Raw genomic sequence first — 21017 nt, 5'->3', positions numbered from 1 at the left:
GATCAGTTGCCCTCACTAGCCAGCTTGACTTGATCACCGAAGGTCAGCGTCATCTGCCGCTCAATTAAATCGAGTAACCTGCGATCGCCCTCAGAGATCACGGCATTCAAAGCTCTGCGATCGAGTCCCCAAATATTTTCCGGTTTTAGTGCCACAAGCTGCCGAATATGCAGCCCAACATAGTACGTTTCGCCAAACCGCCGATAGGAGGGATAGTAACCACAGGGAACAAATGGTTGCTCTGTATGAAGCGTCGCCAACAGATCCTCAATATTCCGACTGTAACCCAATTGCGAAATAACGATCGTGGGTCGTCCCTCAGCATCTACTGCACCATCAATATCCACTACCTCTAAATCAATCTCTCCATTCTGGTGGATTTGCTCATGTAATGCAGATTGCAAACTGGCAACTAACTGATTGTGAGCGATTAAACATTCTTGCTGAAATTTTTGTTGATCAGCTTCCGACTTCACTAATAACTTTGCCATGAACGCACCAGATAAATTTTGTGTCCAATTTTGAGGTAAGCCAGGTAGCTTATACATAAAATCAACATATTGCCCTAAAGCAAAACCAGTTAACGTATAGCCCTGTCTTTGCGTAGTCACCAAATTGCCTAAATTTAACCGCCAATCACTGCCCTGCCATTCGCAAAAATTAATCAAAGGGCCGGTATACAGCATCTCTAAGCCTTTGCTTTGAGCGTAGTCTGCCACCGCTTGATTCACTGCCCAACCAAATCCTTCTCCCCGTCGATCGGGATCAACCGCCACAAAAAACACTTCCCCCGCCCGATCGCTCAGTGTATACAGCGCACTCGTTGCCACCACCCGCCCCTGTTGCTTAAGCAATACAAACTGAGTCTCCTCAGAAACACTGTGGACTAGATAGCCCAAATACCCCGAACCACCATACTGATCATAAATCCGGTCAAATATCGTTTGAATCTCTAACCGTTCCTGGGTATCCAACTCTGCCTTAATCACAACCTCAAGTGTGCGTCCTAGCTCCGCCAAGATCACGTTCCTCCCAACCCTTAACCGTAGTGTCTATAGCCGTTATTTCACCATAAAACTCGTTTTGCCCCTGTAAAGATTGCCCTGGATCAGAGATGATAGGCTTACCCATGCTCTCTCCAGGAGGGTTGCAACCGTGTCTCACCGATCGCAGCCGCTATCTGCACTGATCCAACTTGGGGTTTGGCTTCTGTTCGCTACAATGCTAGAAGCTTCAATTGCCCTGCAACTGACCACACCACCCGGATTAGCCCAAAGCCCACATCCCCAATCTGCTGCCCAGACACTACAGCATCAAGGTTTAGAGCAAGCTAAACAACGGCAATTTGCCGCCGCCATTCAATCCTTAAAGCAAGCGCTGACCTTATTTCAACAAGCCAGGGAGATGCAAAGCGTCGATACTGTGCTAGCCGATCTCGATCGCATTTACAGTCAAGCCGGAAACGTTCAAGGTATGGTGGAGTCCCGCCAGCAGCGGCTGGAGCTAGCCCGTCAACGGGGCGATCGCTACAAAGAGTTTCTGTTATTGAAAGAACTGGGCAACACCTACTCCTGCCTGCAAGACTTCGATCGCGCTATTCCCGCCTACCAGCAAGCCAGCACCATCATCACCGGAGATGAGCAATGGGAAATCCAAGGCAGTTTGGGAGAAGCCCTATTCCGATCAGGCAAATTGAGTCAGGCTGAAACCGCACTACGATCGGCATTAACCACCTCTGAAGCGGTGACTCGCCCACCCAATCAAGTCAGCAATGCGTTTGAGGCACACATTGCAGATGAGCAAAACCGAGATAAATTAGCAGCCCAACACCAAATCTCCAAATCGCTGCAACAAGTGCTAGTGGCTCAAAATCAGCCCAATGCCGCCTTAGAAATGGCTGAACGAGGCAGAACGACAGCCTTACTGAGACTATTAGCCGCTCACGCTCCCACAACTCAACGCACCATTCCCCTACCCACGATCGCGCAACTCCAACAAATTGCCCAACTTCAACAGGCAACTCTAGTCGAGTATTCGATCGTCAATCAGCCCTTTCATCACGAATGCCTGAGTCAGCTACAAAGTTTCAAGTCAGCCTTCAAAGCTCATTTGCAAGCAACAACGAAACTCTTGATTTGGATAATCAAACCCACTGGAGAAGTCACATTTCGTCAGGTCGATCTGTCCCCAGTATTACAACAACAAAATCTGCTATTTGATGATTTGGTTGCCGACCTGCGGAATAACCTTGGCTTAGATTATCAACACACTGGCTTAAAGCAGTTCTACCAAATTCTGATCCAACCGATTCGTGATCTGCTCCCCCACCAGGCAGCCGATCGGATTATTTTTATCACCGATAGTGATTTAGCCTACGTTCCCTTTCCCGCCCTCGTCGATCCTCAGGGACGTTATCTGATTGAACAGTACACACTCCTGACTGCCCCTTCCATCCAAATTTTGCAGTTAACTCACCAAATCAAACACCAAAAAGCATTTGGTCAGGGCGCATTAGTGGTAGGCAATCCCTCACCCATGCCAATGGAATTATCAGCATTAACCGGAACCGAGCAAGAAGCCAAAGCGATCGCACAACTGCTTAATACTCAACCCCTAATTGGTAGTCAAGCCACAAAACAGACGATTCTCCAGGCAATGCGCCAAGTCCGCATTATCCATCTGGCAACCCACGGTATTCTCAACGAAAATAATGGCGAACAGAGCGCGATCGCCGTCGTAGCTCCACCCGATGCCCAAACCGCTTCCTTCTCCGCCCTACTCTACAAAACCGGTGTAGATATTAAACTGACCTTTCCGACTGGCAAACTCTGGCTACCCGATAACGGCTTGATTAGCGCCAATGAAATTCTTGCCCTATCTAGCTGGGGGATGCAAGCAGAACTGGCAGTATTAAGTGCCTGCGACACCGGCTTGGGAGATATCACGGGGGATGGTGTGGTTGGCTTATCCCGTTCCTTGATTGCAGCGGGAATCCCCAGTATTGTGGTGTCCCTGTGGGCAGTTTCAGACGCTTCCACCGAACTCTTAATGACAGAATTCTATCGTCAGTGGCAACAGACTTCTAACAAAGCGATGGCACTACGCCAAGCCATGCTCACTACTCAAAAACAGTATCCCAACCCGCGAGATTGGGCCGCCTTTACGCTGATTGGTGAAAGTGAGTGACCGATCGCAGCATACGACATCAACCGTAGCATGATTACGAATTGGCATGATCTCAACCTAAGACTGAGGCAACGATCGCACAATAGAGTCAGGATCAAGTGAATCCTCAAGAGTTCTTCATTTTTCCTCTGTACTGTTAGAACCGGAGGACATTCACTAACTTCAGTGTCATCTTCCCCTAACACCAGATGCCCTTCGGAACACGCAGCAGGATACCCCAATGACCACACGACCCAAGATTGAACAACCCTATTACTGTCAGATTCCTGGTCAACTATTTGGGGTCTGGAACCTTCAGTGCCATCTCCATATTTACTATCCCCATCCCGAACAACAAACCGTGATCATTTCAGATATGCGATCGGAAGCTAACTGGTTTATTCCCTACCAGGTCGAATATCTGATCAACCAAATTATCCATAAATTTCACCTCAATCCCGACCTGCTGATTTGGATTGAACACTATTCCCCTGGCTTGAAAAAATCATCCTGGTCCAACTTCAGCCAGGTGGAGTTTCAGTGGCATTCCGGTAAAGCCACTCATCCTGAATGGAAAGATATTAACCAGGAATTAGCCCAAGTATTAGCCGGAGAAGCCTTGCACCTGGTCGCCGTTTAAGGCGATCGCGTTAGCCAAAAATAACGATTGTTTGAGTTTCACTCAGCCCTTATTTATTAATAAGTATTGGTAAAATATTTGAAATTGTATCAAATTGTTACTTTGGTGTGATTTTCACGGCTTCTTCAGAATTTCCTCAGAAGCTTATTTTAGATTTGGGGTCACAGGAGATTAATCGACGAAAGTCAACTTCCGGCTTGTCGTTAATTCTTTGCGATCAGAGGTTATTTGAACTTTGCGCTTCCAGCTATGTCCTCATTCTCTGCTTCGATCGTAGAACTCCTACCTGTCGGCATGTTTTATACCGATCCGCATGGGGGCTATTGCTATGTCAATGCTTGCTGGAGTGAAATTGCCGGAATCAGTCGTGCTGAAGCCCAGGGAGATGGCTGGGTCAGGAGCATTCATCCCAACGATCGATCGCAGGTCATTCACCAATGGCAGCAAACCATTCATCGCCAGCAACCCTACCGTTCCGAGTATCGCTTTCAGCATCCCGATGGTCAAATTACCTGGGTTTTAGCCCAAGTCGTGGCTGAGTACGATGTTCTGGGGCGAATCGAGGGTTATGTCGGCACGATTACAGATATCACCGATCTGAAGCAAATTGTTACTGCCCACCAACACACCGTCGCCGCCTTACAGGAAAGTGAAGAACGCTGGCAGCTAGCCCTGCGAGGCAACAATGATGGCATTTGGGATTGGAATGTCCGCACCACCGAAGTTTTTTTTTCTAGCCGTTGGAAGGAAATGTTAGGCTATGCCGATCATGAGATTGCTAATCGTTTAGATGAATGGGCAAATCGGGTTCACCCCGACGATTTAGAGTCAGTCATGCAACTGATTCAAGCCCACTTCGCTCAAACAACCCCATTCTATATTTCCGAGCATCGCGTTCGGTGTAAAGATGGCTCCTATAAATGGGTGCTCGATCGCGGACAAGCCCTTTGGGATGAAGTCGGTCGAGTGATTCGCATGACTGGCTCCTATACGGATATTACCGATCGCAAGCAAGCCGAAGCCCAACTGCGAGAAATGAGCGTTGTCCTGGAACATGCGGTTTCTGGAATTTCCCGCCTCGATCAGCAGGGACGGTATAGTTTCGTCAATCATGCCTATGCCAGCATCTGCGGCTACCAGGCTCCAGAGATGATCGGCATGACATGGCAGCAGACCGTACATCCAGACGATACCGAAATGATGATTGCCTCCTACCAACAGATGCAACAGGTTGGCAAAGTTGAGATTGAAGCCAGAGGGATTCGTGCCAATGGCGATTCGTTCTATAAACAGTTGGTGATGATTGCCATCCGGGATGACCAGGGGCAATTTGTTGGTCATCATTGCTTCATGAAAGACATTAGCGATCGCAAACAGGCAGAAGTTGCCCTGCAACAACGGGAACAAGAGTTTCGGGCTTTGGTAGAAAATGCCCCCGATATTATCATGCGGCTCGATCGCCAGTATCGCTACCTTTACATCAATCCCAGTGTCGAGAAGCATTCTGGGATTCCCACCACTGCCTTTCTGGGTAAAACGGTTGACGATTTGAACCCCTCTGAGGCAATGGCAACCCTCTGGCGTACCAGTATTGATCAGGTCTTTGCCACTGGAGAACCCCAGGCAATTGAATTTGCGATTCCCACCACTACTGGCATAACTTACTACCTGTCTCGCATCGTGCCAGAATTTGCTGCCGATGGTTCTGTCCAAACAATTCTGGCGATCGCCCGTGACATCAGCGATCGTAAGCATACCGAAGAAGCCTTACAGATTTCCCAAGCCCGATTTGCTGGCATTTTAGAAATTGCCAATGATGCGATTATTTCCGTCGATGCCAACCAATGCATTACCCTGTTTAACCAGGGAGCAGAAAAGATTTTTGGTTACACAGCCACTGAAGTTTTAGGACAACCCCTCGATCTCCTCTTACCCCACCGCTTCACTCAGCATCCTTCCCATATTCAGGACTTTGGTCAATCCGTAGGCAAAGCCCGCCGCATGGCAGAACGGGGTGAAATTTTTGGTCGCCGTCAAGATGGTCGTGAATTTCCTGCCGAAGCCTCAATTTCTAAACTAGAGATTAATGGAGAGGTCATCTTTACCGCCATTCTCCGCGACATCTCAGAACGCAAACAGGTTGAGCTTGCCCTACGCGAGAGTGAAGCTCGCTTCCAGGCATTTATGAACCACAGTCCGGCTCCCACCTGGATTACCGATGCCAATGGGATCATCCTTTACCTTAACCAAACCTATTTCAGTGTTTTCCAACTCCCGCAAATTTCCCCGATCGGTCAATCAATCCTTGATCTGTTTCCGCAGCATATCGCTCAACAATTTATTGCCAACATCCAAACCGTTGTCCAGACAGGTAAAGTGCTGGAAACGATCGAACTTGCTCCCTTTATTGACGGCTCAATTCGAGATTTTCTCGTCTACAAATTTCCCATTCCCACCACGGCTGGACAAGTGTTAGTCGGAGGGATTGCCGTTGATATTACCGATCGTCGCAAAGCTGAAGAAGCCCTGATACAAAGCGAAGCGACCAAACAAGCCATTATCGAAGCCATTCCCGATCTGCTGATTCGGATGCGCTCGGATGGCACGTATCTCGACCTCATGGCGGGTGACGCATCCAACCGGCTCAACCCCAACTTAGGGTGTCAAGGAAGTCACAACAATGAAATTTTGCCCACCGCCGCCGCCCAAATGCGGATGTACTATGCCCAACAGGCTCTACAAACGGGCAATATGCAGGTCTATGAACATGAACTACTAATTCAAGGCAACCTCTGCTACGAGGAAGTGCGAATCGTCCCGCTCCGTTCAGACGAAGTCCTGATCATGGTGCGCAACATCACCGATCGCAAACGGGCAGAAATTGAACTGAAACACCAAAAGGAAATTCTTCAGGCAATGTTTGATCATATTCCTGTGATGGTGGCGTTATCCGATCAAAACCATCAGATGGAATTCATTAATCCTGAACTACAACGAACATTAGGGCGATCGCTCATAGACTATCAGCAACGTGATGTCCTTGCCGAATGCTATCCCGATCCGACCTATCGCCAAACGGTTCTAGATCATATTGCTGCCGCCGATGGTAAATGGCAGGATTTCATTACCCTGACGGCTACTGGACAACAACTACATACATCCTGGGCAAATGTTCGCCTCTCCAATGGCTATCTGATTGGCATTGGTCAAAATATTACCGAACGTAAGCAAGCCGAATTAGAACTCCAACAAGCCAAAGAAGCCGCCGAACTAGCAAACCAGGCAAAAAGCCGCTTCCTTGCCAACATGAGCCATGAATTACGGACACCGCTAAATGTGATTCTGGGGTTTGCCCAACTGATGAGCCATGATCGATCGCTCAATGCCGAACAACAGGAAAATCTCCAAATTATTTGTCGCAGTGGTGATCACCTTCTGAGCTTGATTAACGAGGTCTTAGATCTCTCCAAAATTGAGGCTGGACATATCGCGATCGACGATAGCAGCGTTAATTTACACACATTGTTAGACTCCCTACAAAGCATGTTTCGGCAACGAGCTAATGCCAAAGGACTTCAATTTACCCTCGACCTTGCCCCCGACCTGCCGCAAACCATCGTCACTGACCCCAGCAAACTCCGACAGGTACTGATCAACCTCCTGGGGAATGCGATCAAATTTACCCAGCAAGGTGATATTACCCTCCGTGTCACTACAGGCACAATTGCCACGATCGCAGCAGGTTCCCCACCATCCAGCGACCCCACAACTGAATGGTTAGTCTTTGAAGTGGAAGACACCGGCAGTGGCATTGCCAGCAGCGATCTCGACAGTATCTTTGATGCCTTTGTCCAAGCTCCCCCTGGCAAAAAAGTCACTGGTGGGACAGGCTTAGGACTAACCATTAGCCGCAATCTAGTGCAGTTGATGGGCGGTAATTTAACCGTTAGCAGCATCCCGAGCCAAGGTAGTACCTTCCGCGTCATCCTGCCCATTCAACTCGTCACAGATTCGAGCCCGATTCCCGAACTCCCTAGCCTGCATGTAGTTGGATTAGCCTCCGGTCAGCCTACCTACCGCATCCTGGTTGTAGATGACCAACCCGAAAACCGCTTACTTCTGGTTAAACTGTTGGCCCAATTAGGCATGGAAGTGCAGGAAGCCACTAACGGACAGGAAGCCATCACCCGTTGGCAAACCTGGCAGCCTCACCTGACCTGGATGGATATTCGGATGCCGCTCGTGGATGGGTATGAAGCCACCCGCCAAATCCGCGCCTTAGAGCAACAAAGTCGGCTAGACAGTCAGCTAGACAGGCAAACCGCCACCAAAATCATTGCCCTAACAGCTCAAGCCTCGCGGAGCGATCGCTCCCTTGCCTTAGCAGCCGGTTGTAATGACTACCTCAGTAAGCCTTTTCAAGCCGCAGAATTACTGGCGAAGCTAGCCGAACATTTAGGGGTACACTACGTTTACGCTGAGCCAACGCCGTCCCATGAGTCCCAATCGCCGCCACCCTCCCAGTTGCCTCCCACCCAAGCCGCGCCATCGCTAGTAGAGCCGACCTCACCTGGGTTGAGCCCTGCAACACAGTTAGCCGTCATGCCCCCTGCCTGGACGATCGCGATCACCGATGCTGCCCTCTGTTGTGACGATATTACCGTTCATCGCCTGATTACCCAACTACCCACCGAACTGACGGATTTAGCCAGCATACTAACTCAGTTAGCCAATAATTTCCAATTCGAGCAAATCCTGCAACTATTCCCACCCGCTCCCCCGTCTTAACCAGTTCACTCACTGTACTTGTGTTCCCTCGTTCACCTATTCCCCTGCCTGCTGTGTCATGAATGCTTTGAAGTCTGCTACACTCCCAGAATTTAGCTCTGTAGATCATTTGCAGTCGTGCTGTGAAGATGAGTCGATTCTGGCTCCTGGCTACATTCAACCACACGGGGTTCTCCTGGTGTTACAAGAGCCCAAGTTGCACATTTTGCAAGTGAGTGAGAATGTCAAATCGCTGTTTGATCTGCCTGCTACAGAGCTACTCGGTCAACCGTTACAACGTCTATTATCCCCCGCCCAGGTTAAGAAAATCCGCCACTACCTGACACAGGATAATTTAGAAGCCTGCAATCCCTTTGAACTCAGAGTCCCACGTTCTACAATTCAGACCGGGGAAGCCCACAAGTCTCCGATCGTTAAAGGGATCATCCATCGGACAGTCAATGGGGTGATCTTGGAATTAGAACCGCAACAATCGCCCGAAACCACCAATCCTATTCAGTTCTATCACTGTCTGAAAACATCCATTGCGAACTTACGCACAGCCACCGACCTGACCGAACTAGCCGCTATTCTGGCAACAGAAGTTAGAACCATGACTGGCTTCGATCGCGTTATGGTCTATCAATTTCAGCCCGATCTCAGTGGTGTCGTAATTGCCGAAGACAAACAACCGGATTTAGAGAGTTACCTGGGACTCCATTATCCCGCGATCGACATTCCCCCCACTGCCCGCAAACTGTTCTATCAAAACTGGCTGCGGATGATTCCTGACATCAACTACCAGCCCGTTCCCCTCGTGCCCGCCCAGCATCCCTTCACCCATCAACCCCTGGACTTAAGCACAGCAGGCTTACGCGGTGTTGCTTCTCCCCACATTGAATATTTGCAGAATATGGGGGTAGTTGCCTCTATGACGATTTCCTTGATTGGGGAAAAGAAACTCTGGGGACTGATTGCCTGTCATCACTACAGCCCCAAAATCATCGATTATGAAACCCGAAAAGCCTGTGAGTTTTTAGGACAATTCGCCTCGATCGAACTCGCCCATCAACAAGATCAGGCATTAAGTCTATATCGGGCTCAGGTCAAATCGATTCAGGACAACCTGCGACAAGCCCTCCTCCAGGATTCCAACTTTATCGAGCAGGTCTTAATTCGCCATGCCAATCACCTGCTGGATCTCGTGCATGCTGAGGGAGCCGCCATTCTCCTAGATCAGGATTTAACTTTACTGGGTCAAACTCCCGCCGAAACCGAAGTGCGGAATCTGGCTGCCTGGTTAGCCGAATATAACCAGGAAACTGTATTTGCTACCGATGCTCTATCCAGCCTGTATCCAGCCGCCAGCCAGTTTAAACAGCAGGCAAGTGGCATTTTAGCCATCTCCATTCGGCTCAGCCATGCCAAGCAAAAGTCCTATCACTTATTGTGGTTTAAACCAGAACAGGTGCAAACCGTCAATTGGGCAGGCAATCCCAACGATGCCCTGAGCATTAATGACGTTGGGCAGTTGCAACTCTCACCCCGGAAATCCTTTGAACTCTGGAAGGAAACCGTCCAGGAGCGCTCCACCCCCTGGCAAGCTGTCGAAATCGAAGCGGCGCTGGAAATGCGCAATACCTTAATGCTGGCAGTCTTAGAGTTTTCGCAAGTGGCATTAGAGCAAACGGCCGAACGTGCCGCGATCGCCAATCGTGCCAAAAGCCAGTTTCTTGCCAAAATGAGCCACGAACTCCGCACCCCGCTTAACGCTATCCTGGGCTTTACCCAGTTAATGCACCGCGATCGTTCCCTCTCTGATGAATTCCGCGAACATCTGGATATCGTTAGCCGCAGTGGTGAACATCTCCTGACCCTGATTAACGATGTGTTAGAAATGTCCAAAATCGAAGCCGGACAACTGGTACTTACCCCAAGCTGCTTCGACCTGCATCGCTTAATTTACTCCATTAAAAACCTATTTGCCCTCAAAGCCTCCAGCAAAGGTCTTGAACTCATCATTGAGCTAGATCCCCAGGTTCCCTGTTATGTGTGTGGCGACGAAGGCAAACTCCGGCAAATTCTGATCAACCTCCTGGGGAATGCCATTAAGTTCACCTCGATCGGGCATGTGACTCTGGGCGTTGAAATAGCAACCAATCCGCCACTGACAGCACCTATTCCCCCATCTGCAACCACCTCCCAGGCAGGCGACCCAGGTATCACCGTCCTGTTTAAGGTCAAAGATACCGGTCCAGGCATTCCCCATCAAGAATTTGGCGCTATCTTTGAAGCCTTCATGCAAACCGAACGGGGGCGACAGGCGCAAGGCACTGGCTTAGGACTATCCATCAGCCGGCAATTTGCCCGTCTCATGGGTGGCGATATTGCGGTATCCAGTGCGTTGGGAATCGGATCAACCTTTACCTGCCAGGTGCAACTCAGTCCGATCGACGCGATCGACGTTTTACCCGCCTCTGTCCCTCGGTATGTGATTGGGCTAGAAGCCGGACAGCCAACCTACCGGATTCTGATTGCCGAAGACAATTTAGAAAACCGTCAACTCATGGTCAAACTGCTAGAAACAACTGGGTTTGAAGTCCGAACTGCCGAAAACGGGGCTGAAGCGATCGGGCTATGGCAAGACTGGCAACCGCATCTGGTTTGGATGGATATTCAAATGCCGATCGTGGACGGCTATGAAGCCACCCGACGCATTCGTGCCCTAGAGGGAGATAGAGGAGAATTTGCTACCTCATCTTCCCCATTCTCCTCATCTTCCCCATTCTCCTCATCTTCCCCATTCTCCTCATCTTCCCCATTCTCCTCATCTTTCCCATCCTCTCCACCCTCCAACTCCCGCACCAAAATCATCGCCATCACCGCTAATGCCTTCAAAAATGATCAGGAAGCCAGTCTTCAGGCAGGCTGCGATGACTACATTGCTAAACCCTTTAGCGAAACGATTTTGTTCGATAAAATGGCACATTATTTAGGAGTACGCTATCGCTATGCCGAAGAAATCCCGCCCAAATTATCTACAGTGACGGTATCTCCTAAATTACCAACCGCTCAAGACCTCCAGGTCATGCCATTCCAGTGGATGATGCAAATTCACGAAGCCGCCCTTGATCTTGACGATACTCGCCTTTATGAACTGATTGACATGATTCCCGCCGATCTCCAGGAACTTGCCCTTGCCCTAAAAACCCTGGTCAACGACTTCCAGTTTGAACGTTTGATTGACATGACTCAGCCCAGGTAGGAGCCCGCATGGTGATGATGCAATCGCAGTCAACCTCCCAGATTACATGTGCCAATATTCTGTTGGTCGATGACACTCCCGATAATCTGCGCTTGCTTGCCAAAATGCTGGAGTCCCAGGGCTATAAAGTCCGGAAAACCACTAGCGGCAAAATGGCACTGCAATCGGCTCATCGCGAACCGCCGGATTTGATTCTGTTGGACATTAACATGCCAGAAATGACTGGTTATGAAGTCTGCCAGCAATTAAAAAACTCTGAAACCACCCAGCAAATTCCGGTGATTTTTATCAGTGCCCTCGATCAATTAGGCGATAAAGTCCGTGCCTTCGATTTAGGTGGGCTAGATTACATTACCAAGCCCTTTCAGGAACAGGAAGTGCTGGTACGAGTGAAAAATCAACTCCTGATTCAACACCAAAAACGCCAACTGCTAGAGCAAAATCAACAATTACAGCAAGAGATTCAAGAACGGCAGCGAGCCGAGGCAGAAGTCCGCCAACTCAACACCAACCTGGAGCAAAAAGTTTACCTGCGGACTCTGGAATTACAGCAGTCACTCAATTTTGAAGCCACCCTGAAACGGATTTCCGATAAAGTCCGGGATTCCCTGGATCCGCATCAAATTCTCCAATCAGCAGTCGAAGAATTGGCAAAAGCCTTAGAGGTCAAATGCTGTGATGCCGTACTGTACAGTCCAGACCACCTGACTTCCACCATCCGGTATCAGCATGTGCAACCCGGCTTACCAACCACGCAGGGACAAACATTCCTGATCTCAGATGTGCCAGAACTCTATGAGCAGTTACAGCAAAAATTCTATTTTGCCTTTTGTCAAATTCAACCCAGTCCGATCCGGAATCACTCTGCGATTCTAGCCTGTCCGATTTTTGATGATCAGGTAGAACAGCAGGGCACATTAGGAGATTTGTGGTTATTCAAGCCGATCGCAGCTGAGTTTGTGGAACCCGAGATTCATTTAGTTGAGCAGGTTGCCAACCAATGCGCGATCGCTCTGCGGCAAGCTCGCCTCTATGAAGCGGCACAGGCTCAGGTCAAAGAGTTACAACGCCTGAGTCAACTTAAAGACGATTTTCTCTACACCATCTCCCACGAACTGCGTACCCCGATCGCCAATATCAAACAGGTGGTTGAGATGCTAACCATCTTGACCAATTATGGACAAGGTGGCATCACGGATCCGCCACAACTGGAAATGGATAGCGATCGCGTTACCCAATATTTCGCAGTCTTGCAGGAAGAATGCGATCGCGAACTAGAACTGATTGAAGACCTGCTGAAACTACAACATTTAGAAGCCGGAACCTACCCGATTCAAGTGACAACTGTGAATTTGCGGGATTGGATTCCCCATGCTTTGGAACCATTTCAGTTACGCACTCGCCAACAACAACAACAGTTAGAACTCCAATTAGCCAACGATTTATTCCCCGTCGCGATCGATCTGCCCAGTTTCAGTCGCATCCTGCAAGAGTTAATTAACAATGCTTGCAAGTACACTCCAGGCGGAGAAAAAATTACTGTCACCGTCAGCACGATCGCCGGGGATACCACCCTAAGTACGCTACCCACATTGTTGATCAGCGTTAGCAACACAGGGGTTGAAATTGCGGAAACGGAATTAGCCCGGATTTTTGATAAGTTCTACCGCATCCCCAATCATGACCCCTGGAAACATGGCGGAACGGGGTTAGGGTTAGCACTGGTGAAAAAATTGGTGGAGCAACTCAACGGTAGAATTTGGGTGGAGAGTGCTAATAACCTCACCTGTCTCACCGTTGCGCTACCACTGTAGACTCATCCCTTGCTGCCAGCATTCATGCCTATGTCAGGGAATCGTTCAGTGATTTCATTTTCCTTTCCAGGCAAGCCAATAATTTTGGTGATAATTGAGGGTATAGACCAAAGTAGAGTTCGGTTCCCTTAGCTTGATAGTTGTCAGTAGATTGCTGTTTCACCTGTATCTTCATGGCTTTCCGGCTTTCCAACCACTGGTTTTATCGCTTTGATCGGAAAATCTCGCTCCGCCTGGTACTAATTGTACCGTTTGTGTTGCAAACCGTAGGTGCAGTGGGAGTTGTTGGATACCTGTCCTTTAAGAATGGTCAGGAGGCAGTCGCCAATCTAGCACATCAAATCATGGAGCAGGTGAGCGATCGCATCACCCAGAAACTCGACATTTGCCTGGACACCCCCCATCAAATCAATCGGCTTAACACCGATGCGGTGCGGCAGGGTTGGACGAATCCTCAGAATTTATCTACCCTCGAAGTATTTTTGGCGACTCGATTAGAGCAATATCCAGAAGTCGCAGGGATTCAGTTTGGCGACCCCTCAGGTCATTTTAGAGCCGTCAATCGATCGCCTGCACCGAGCTTAGAGGTTGCCAGTCCGGAACACCCAGACCTGATCTACCGCTACACGTTAGAGTCGGGAGGTAAACGGGGGGCGCTCCTCCAAACGGCTTCTAGCCGCGATGAGCAGATCGATCGCAACTGGTATCAGCAGGCAATCACAACGGGTCAACCCGGTTGGAGTCAACCCCTACAATCAGCCACCGCCACCAATCAACTGGTGATCAAAGCGTTTCAGCCAGTTTACCAACCCACCACCAAAGCCTTAATTGGCGTGTTCTCGGTCAACCTGGGGCTAGATCATATCAGCGATTTCCTCAAAACCATTAATGTGGGTCAATCCGGTGCCGTCTTCATCCTCGATCGCCACGGTCAATTGATTGCCGCCTCTACTGAGGAAAAACTATTTCGTCTGATCAAAAACACTCGACCCCAACAATTACGGCGGTTTAGCCTCCACGATAGCCGCCATTTCCTCAGTCAGCAGACTGGGCAATATTTACACGATCGCATCCCTAACTTTGCCACCCTCACCACCAGTCAACCCTTTGAGTTTGTGGTCGATGGAGAAATTCACTTTGGGCAGGTTACCCCATTCAAAGATCGGTATGGCTTGGACTGGTTGATTGTCACCGTCGTGCCAGCCTCCGAATTTATGCAGCAGATCTATGACAACACTCGGACAACGATGTTGCTCTGTCTAGCCGCTCTTACCGTGGCAATTTTGTTTAGTTTACTCACCGCCTCCTGGATTGCCAAACCCATTTTGCGCTTAGCTCGCGCCAGTCGCAACTTAATGCTTGGTCGTTGGGAATATCCCTTAAAAGAAGACACCTGGCTAACTGAACTAGAAATTCTTAACCACTCGTTTAACCAAATGGTGCATGAGATCGAACGATCGTTCGATCATGTGCAGACCGCCCTGGAAGAATCGAAAGAAAAATTTACAACAATATTTCGTGCCAGCCCCGACCCGATCGCCATTATTTCCCTAACGAACGACCGGATTCTGGATGTCAATAATCGGTTAGCCGAGTTCTATGGCTACTTTTATGACGAGATCATTGGTTATACCCCCTTAGAACTCAAGCTATGGCATCGTCTAGAAGACCGCCAGCACTTCCAAACCTTACTGCGAACTCAGGGCAGTGTACGGAATCTGGAAGTTGAGCAATGCCTCAGATCAGGAGCCATCCGCACTGTCTTGCTTTCAGCCGAAATCTGTAATTTGGAAGGTAAGGAGTATGCGATCGTGGTCATTCGCGATATTAGCGATCGTAAACAAGTGGAAGCCGAACGCCAGCAAGCCGAAGCCGCTCTCCGCCACAGTGAAGAACGATACCGCGCGATCGTGCAAGATCAGACAGAATTAATCTGTCGATATTTACCCGACACCACCATTTTGTTTGCTAATGATGCCTACTGCCGTTACTTTAATGTTGCTCCAGAAGCTATTATTGGCAATAGCTATCAGCCTATGGTGTTTGCGGCTGACCGGGAGCGCGTGACTCAATTGATCCAGTCCATGACTCCAGACAACCCAACAGTCATAATTGAAAACCGGGTGCTGATCAATGGCGAACTACGTTGGACTCACTGGGTAAATCGCTTGATCATTAATCATGATAATGGTTTTATTGAATACCAATCCGTTGGTCGAGATATTACAGACTTGAAACAAAATAGTTAAAGAATAATTACAATCAGGTATAAACCTCAATTTGCCGCCATCCAGGTCATTCTCAACTATCCAGTCAGGCAACTGTCACATATTCTCTAACTCGATTTAATTCCGACCGCTAGCTTAAAGGAATTGATCTTGGAAGAAAAAGCCTGAGACAATGGTAGAGAGAGCAGATGATTAGGAAAACTAACTATGTAACTCTTAAACGGGCGATCGCAGAAATGGGTATGGCGGATCAGGTAGACACTAGAGCCAGCATCTTAATCGTCGATGACCAACCGGATAACTTACGGGCACTTTCAGCCATTCTGCAATATGAAGGCTTCAAAGTTAGAAAGGCGGTCAGCGGCACGATGGCGTTGGAAACTATTTATGCTCAGTTACCCGATCTATTGCTATTAGATATCCGAATGCCGCAAATGGATGGATTTGAGGTCTGTACTGCCCTCAAGCAATCTGTCATTACCGCCGACATTCCAATTATCTTCCTCAGTGCTTCCGATGAAATTGAAGATAAAGTCAGAGCATTTGAGATTGGTGGCTGTGATTACATTACCAAGCCCTTCCAGTCCCCAGAAGTGTTAGCTCGCATTAATCACCAACTAACGATCCAACAACAACATCGACGGTTAGCCGAACTTTATCATCAAGTTCAATATTTTAATATTCAACTCGAACAACAAGTCCAGGAACGCACCCAAGAGCTACAACAAGCCCTTGAAGAACTCCAAAAGCTGAATCGCCTTAGAGATGATTTTCTCAGCACGATTTCCCATGAGTTACGTACTCCTTTAACCAATATCCGTATGGTGGTGCAAATGCTGATGATCGCGACTCAGCAAGGCAAAACGTTCTTCGAGAAAATCTCAGATGCCGACCCGCATCAAAAAATTACGCAGTATTTAACCATCTTGCAAGATGAATCCGATCGAGAGTTGAAATTAGTCCAGGACTTGTTAGACTTACAAAATTTGACTACCGATCACCTACCCCTCTGCCTAACCACCATTAATTTATACGAGTGGCTACCAACTACCCTCAATAGCTTTAAACCCCGATTGACCCAGCACCAACAGGCGTTCATCATAGAACTTGGCACCAATTTACCTTTACTAAATACAGATGTTTCTAGTCTTGAGCGCGTATTAACTGAACTGCTGAATAATGCTTGTAAACATACACCCACGGGTGAAATCATTACCGTTACAGTCAAACAACTAGAGCAACAGCAAGTCAATCTTAAATCATCCTTTTTTGCCGGCGAGACAACGGTATCTGTGAAATCTCCTGCCACGATCGCCATTAGTGTCACGAACACCGGAGTTGAAATTCCTCCCGCCGAATACGATCGCATTTTTGACCCGTTCTATCGGGTACTGGGTGACGATCCCTGGAAACAGGGAGGGACAGGGTTAGGATTAGCCTTAGCCAAGCGGCTAGTCGAACACTTGCAAGGATCAATTCGGGTCACTAGCCACCAGAACAGCACCTGTTTTACGATCGAGCTACCTGTGCTACCCATTTAACCGAGGCATTTCTACGGCAATTACGTCAAAAATCGCTCTTGCGACAGATCGATCACTCCATTAGTCCCCATCATTAGTGAGAGGGGAGAGTCATTGCTACTACTTAGGATAAGGTGTCAACCCAGCTCAACAGTAGATCAATGTCGCTGCTGTAGCTGCCCTAGCCTAATGAGATGACATCATGAGCGATACCACAGTAACGAAAGTCAGTGCCCATTCCGCCCCTAAAGGCAAGATGGGACAAAAGTATTTAGCGATCGGCAAACAACTTTCCATGCGTCTATGGGAAGCAGAACCACCCGCCGAAGCCAAACCTGCCAGCCAACGCGACTATGAAACTGTAGGATATGTGATTCAGGGACGAGCCGAACTCCATCTAGAGGGGCAAATGGTCTTACTAGAACCAGGACACTCCTGGGTTGTGCCAGCCGGAGCCAGCCATACCTACAAAATTCTGGAACCCTTTACTGCCGTAGAAGCCACCTCTCCCCCAGCCGAAGTTCATGGTCGAGACGAATAGCGTCCTATCAGGCATGGGAACCCCGCCCCTAATTTTGGAGGAGCCAAACCTCTAAGGTCTCCAGGGTTGGGAGATTTAGGAGCTACGAAAACCAAACCACAGGGTATAGTTTGCTTCCCAAATAACACGTTTGCTACAAACAAATTTGTTAAGAACTATGCCCTAAAAAAACATTAACTTCTCCAACAAGAGTTTGAGTAGATAAAAGTTATGCACCCAGTCAATATATGTTTAAATTTAACAAGCTCTCGTTGGCAAAATCCTACACTATGGATAGAGTTAAATCTTAGATAGGTGTTAGTAAAACTGTAAGCATAAGTTCTTGAAATCAACGGATAGCCATCTAATTTGTGTGATGCGATCGATGTGATTGAAATCGTTGATTCACAGAATTTATTGCTGATTTGAGGATTTTCAGATGACTGGACAGATGTGCTGGCTACGTAAATTTGGCACAAATGGTGCACTCATTCTCCATCTTCGCTTAGAGTCGCACCAGCCTTGGAGACCCTACACACACTTCGCTGGAATTGCCGTTCCCGATTACCCCATTCCCAACGGTTCCAAAGGCTGGGCAACCTACCAAAAACTGTTTAACGCCGGATGGATCTTAATTCCCACTAGCCAGGGGGCAACCGAATCAAACAACCCCTCACTCGCCGCCTAAGTGTTAGACATCAACCAGTGGGCTTCAGCTATTCGTAGATTCCTCCGTCCAAACCTGTGGGTTGAGGACACTAGGCAAAGTGAAGTAAAATGTACTGCCCTCCCCAAAGTTACTTTCCACCCAAATTTGTCCGCCATGTTGTTCGATAATTTTGTAACAGATCGCTAATCCCAACCCCGTTCCTCCTTTTTCACGGGAATCAGATGCATCCACTTGCTGGAACCGCTCAAAAATAGTGGCTAATTTATCAGTAGGAATGCCTCGCCCTTGATCTTTGATCGCAAACAGCACTGACGGCACAGCCGAAATAGGTGGAGACAATGGAAGGAATAGGGAAGCCAATTGTTTATCCCCCCTATCCTCCCCATCTCCTGACTGCCATATCCTAGCCGATAGCCAAACCGTACAGCCCCGTTCTGAGAACTTAATGGCATTGCTTAACAGGTTAGTCAGCATTTGGATCACAGCATCGGCAGATGCCCAAACCGATAGCGGCGAGACGGGCGGCACCAGCACCAACTGAATCTGCTGGTTTTCAGCACTACCCTGCATTGTATCGATCGCAGCCTGCATTAACGTCGTCACATCACATGCCTGCATCGTTAACGACATACTGCCCGACTCTAACCGTTGTAAATCCAGGATATCGTTGACCAACCGTACCAGGCGATCGGTTTGCTCAGAGGCAACCTGCAACATTCGTTTGACTTTATCCGGTTTATTATCATACACCCCAGCCGCCAGTAGTCCCAACGACCCTCGGATGGCTGTGAGTGGGGTTCGCAGTTCGTGACTGACGATCGAAATAAACTCACTTTTCATTCGTTCTAACGCTCGTTGCGCCGTAATATCTCGAATAATTTTGGATGCCCCAATAATCTTGCCAAAGGCATCTTTGACCGGAGAAATTGTCAGCGCCACATCAATGAACGTCCCATTGCGATGCTGGCGGACTGTCTCGTGGTGATGGACACGTTCGCCCCGTTGTAACTGTTGCAGCATTTGGCGCTTCTCTTCCCAACGATCGACTGGAATAATCGCCCGAATGGATTGACCCACAATTTCGGTAGCCGCATAACCAAACAACCGCTCGGCACTGGCATTCCAACTGATCACTATGCCGTCTAGCGTCTCACTAATAATGGCATCTTCCGAAAATTCCACGATCGCTGCCAGTTGGGACATCGACGCTTCCGCCTGCTTGCGATCGCTAATATCGCGCAGAATCGCCGTCACAATATAGTCATCACCCAGTTGCAGTTTGGAAATCGAGGCTTCCGCCGGAAATTCACTCCCATCTTTACGCCGACCCACAATTTCCCCCCGTTCACCCATCCGTCGCGCTTTCCCCTCCGACAGAGCGAACCGCTGGATCTGGTGATAATGAGAGGTGGTAAAGCGTTCTGGTAGCAGGATACTCAACGGTTGCCCTAAAACTTCCGTCGCTGTGTACCCAAATACCCTCTCAGCCCCTTGATTGAACAGAGTAATCTGCTGATTGGCTTCGATCGAAATAATGGCATCGTTGGCAATATCTAAAATGCCAGCAAATCGAGCCTGTGAGGCTTGTAATGCTTGTAAAGTCTGCAATAGTCGATCGTTGAGTTGCGTTAGTTCTACGGTGCGGTCTTGCACTCGCTGTTCTAATTCTGCCTTCGCCTGATGTAACGCCAACTCAGCCTGTTTGCGATCGGTCACATCCATAATTGTTCCGGTCATCCGGATTGGCTTTCCGGTTGCGTCATACACACCATGCCCGATTCCTTCTACCCAATGCAAGCTACCATCCGGCCAGATAATGCGATATTCATGCTGATAAGTCAGACTTGCCTGTAAAGCGTGTTGGATTGCCTGCGTAATTCCGCCTCGATCGTCCGGATGAATCCGCGCCTCAAAGCTTTCATACTTGCCATCAAACGTATTGGGAGCAAAGCCAAATAACTGCTCATGTTCCGGTGACCAGGTAATCTCCCCCGTGACAATATTCCAGTCCCACATGCCCATCCGGGCTGCTGCTAACGCCATTTTGAGTTGGTTAGCATTTTCAGTGTGCAGTTGTTGACTCAGGCGTTCTACCTGGTGCTTACTAAAGCGTAAATTGGTGCTTAACAGATTGATCATAGAAGCCACAACAACAAAGATGGCTAACCAGAGCACATCATTCGGGTGACTCATTTTGAACTGTTGTAACGGTGGGAGTAGCCAGTAGTTGATTACACCGGCGGATAGGAGAACGGTAACGATCCCAGGTTGCCATCCTCCATACCAGGAGCTAGCGATCACCGCCAGGTAGAAAAATGCTGCCGTTGGTCGGCTTAAAACAGGGCTTAGCCACAATGTCAGCAGTAAAGCGATCGCGACAGCAGCAATAGACACAACATAGGGAGCAACACGACGGTACATGATCTAT

At 48.7% G+C, this 21017-nt stretch carries 11 protein-coding genes; 9 read left to right on the top strand and 2 right to left on the bottom strand.

Going from position 1 to position 21017, the window contains the following annotated elements:
* Nucleotides 1-2: 2 nt before the first annotated feature.
* Nucleotides 3-1019: a GNAT family N-acetyltransferase gene (locus tag ACN4EK_RS07100; RefSeq protein ID WP_431657045.1), complete on the bottom strand. Its 1017-nt coding sequence runs from the start codon at nucleotides 1017-1019 to the stop codon at nucleotides 3-5.
* A 202-nt stretch (nucleotides 1020-1221) separates the two neighbouring features.
* On the opposite strand from ACN4EK_RS07100, the gene ACN4EK_RS07095 reads away from it, so the two are divergent.
* The 9 genes from ACN4EK_RS07095 (at nucleotide 1222) to ACN4EK_RS07055 (ending at nucleotide 18607) form a co-directional block, all read left to right on the top strand.
* A complete protein-coding gene (locus ACN4EK_RS07095) occupies nucleotides 1222-3186 on the top strand; it encodes a CHAT domain-containing protein (RefSeq protein ID WP_431657044.1) in 1965 nt (654 codons plus the stop codon).
* Between the two features lie 220 nt (nucleotides 3187-3406).
* The gene (locus ACN4EK_RS07090; RefSeq protein WP_431657042.1) at nucleotides 3407-3805 is read left to right on the top strand and encodes a hypothetical protein; all 399 of its coding nucleotides are present in this window, start codon (nucleotides 3407-3409) and stop codon (nucleotides 3803-3805) included.
* 249 nt (nucleotides 3806-4054) lie between these two features.
* Nucleotides 4055-8593 (top strand): PAS domain S-box protein, encoded by a 4539-nt coding sequence (locus tag ACN4EK_RS07085; protein ID WP_431657040.1) that lies wholly within the window; start codon nucleotides 4055-4057, stop codon nucleotides 8591-8593.
* 58 nt (nucleotides 8594-8651) lie between these two features.
* Complete coding sequence (locus tag ACN4EK_RS07080) at nucleotides 8652-11837, top strand: ATP-binding protein (RefSeq protein WP_431657039.1); 3186 nt, start codon at nucleotides 8652-8654, stop codon at nucleotides 11835-11837.
* Nucleotides 11838-11845: 8 nt separating this feature from the next.
* Nucleotides 11846-13651 (top strand): hybrid sensor histidine kinase/response regulator, encoded by a 1806-nt coding sequence (locus ACN4EK_RS07075; protein ID WP_431657038.1) that lies wholly within the window; start codon nucleotides 11846-11848, stop codon nucleotides 13649-13651.
* 173 nt (nucleotides 13652-13824) lie between these two features.
* Nucleotides 13825-15900, top strand: coding sequence for a PAS domain S-box protein (locus ACN4EK_RS07070; protein WP_431657036.1), 2076 nt, complete (start codon nucleotides 13825-13827; stop codon nucleotides 15898-15900).
* 167 nt (nucleotides 15901-16067) lie between these two features.
* Nucleotides 16068-17420, top strand: coding sequence for a hybrid sensor histidine kinase/response regulator (locus ACN4EK_RS07065; protein WP_431657034.1), 1353 nt, complete (start codon nucleotides 16068-16070; stop codon nucleotides 17418-17420).
* Nucleotides 17421-17601: 181 nt separating this feature from the next.
* Complete coding sequence (locus ACN4EK_RS07060; protein ID WP_431657032.1) at nucleotides 17602-17940, top strand: cupin domain-containing protein; 339 nt, start codon at nucleotides 17602-17604, stop codon at nucleotides 17938-17940.
* A gap of 418 nt (nucleotides 17941-18358) precedes the next feature.
* Nucleotides 18359-18607, top strand: a complete 249-nt coding sequence (locus ACN4EK_RS07055; RefSeq protein ID WP_431657030.1) for a hypothetical protein — start codon at nucleotides 18359-18361, stop codon at nucleotides 18605-18607.
* A 24-nt stretch (nucleotides 18608-18631) separates the two neighbouring features.
* Here the strand turns inward: ACN4EK_RS07055 and ACN4EK_RS07050 are convergent, their stop codons facing one another.
* Nucleotides 18632-21010 carry a PAS domain S-box protein gene (locus ACN4EK_RS07050; protein WP_431657028.1) on the bottom strand — a complete coding sequence of 793 codons (2379 nt, stop codon included), beginning with the start codon at nucleotides 21008-21010 and terminating at the stop codon, nucleotides 18632-18634.
* Nucleotides 21011-21017: the final 7 nt, after the last annotated feature.

This window comes from Pantanalinema rosaneae CENA516, from assembly GCF_050753385.1.
Lineage (GTDB): Bacteria > Cyanobacteriota > Cyanobacteriia > Leptolyngbyales > Leptolyngbyaceae > Pantanalinema > Pantanalinema rosaneae.
Note: the sequence above shows the minus strand (reverse complement) of the source record. Positions and strands in the feature narration are given on the sequence as shown.

Bases quoted from the DNA above. Each gene is read 5' to 3' on its own strand.
- ACN4EK_RS07095 (WP_431657044.1), top strand. From the start codon at position 1,222: ATGCTAGAAGCTTCAATTGCCCTGCAACTGACCACACCACCCGGATTA.
- ACN4EK_RS07090 (WP_431657042.1), top strand. From the start codon at position 3,407: ATGACCACACGACCCAAGATTGAACAACCCTATTACTGTCAGATTCCT.
- ACN4EK_RS07085 (WP_431657040.1), top strand. From the start codon at position 4,055: ATGTCCTCATTCTCTGCTTCGATCGTAGAACTCCTACCTGTCGGCATG.
- ACN4EK_RS07080 (WP_431657039.1), top strand. From the start codon at position 8,652: ATGAATGCTTTGAAGTCTGCTACACTCCCAGAATTTAGCTCTGTAGAT.
- ACN4EK_RS07075 (WP_431657038.1), top strand. From the start codon at position 11,846: ATGGTGATGATGCAATCGCAGTCAACCTCCCAGATTACATGTGCCAAT.
- ACN4EK_RS07070 (WP_431657036.1), top strand. From the start codon at position 13,825: ATGGCTTTCCGGCTTTCCAACCACTGGTTTTATCGCTTTGATCGGAAA.
- ACN4EK_RS07065 (WP_431657034.1), top strand. From the start codon at position 16,068: ATGATTAGGAAAACTAACTATGTAACTCTTAAACGGGCGATCGCAGAA.
- ACN4EK_RS07060 (WP_431657032.1), top strand. From the start codon at position 17,602: ATGAGCGATACCACAGTAACGAAAGTCAGTGCCCATTCCGCCCCTAAA.
- ACN4EK_RS07055 (WP_431657030.1), top strand. From the start codon at position 18,359: ATGACTGGACAGATGTGCTGGCTACGTAAATTTGGCACAAATGGTGCA.
- ACN4EK_RS07050 (WP_431657028.1), bottom strand. From the start codon at position 21,010: ATGTACCGTCGTGTTGCTCCCTATGTTGTGTCTATTGCTGCTGTCGCG.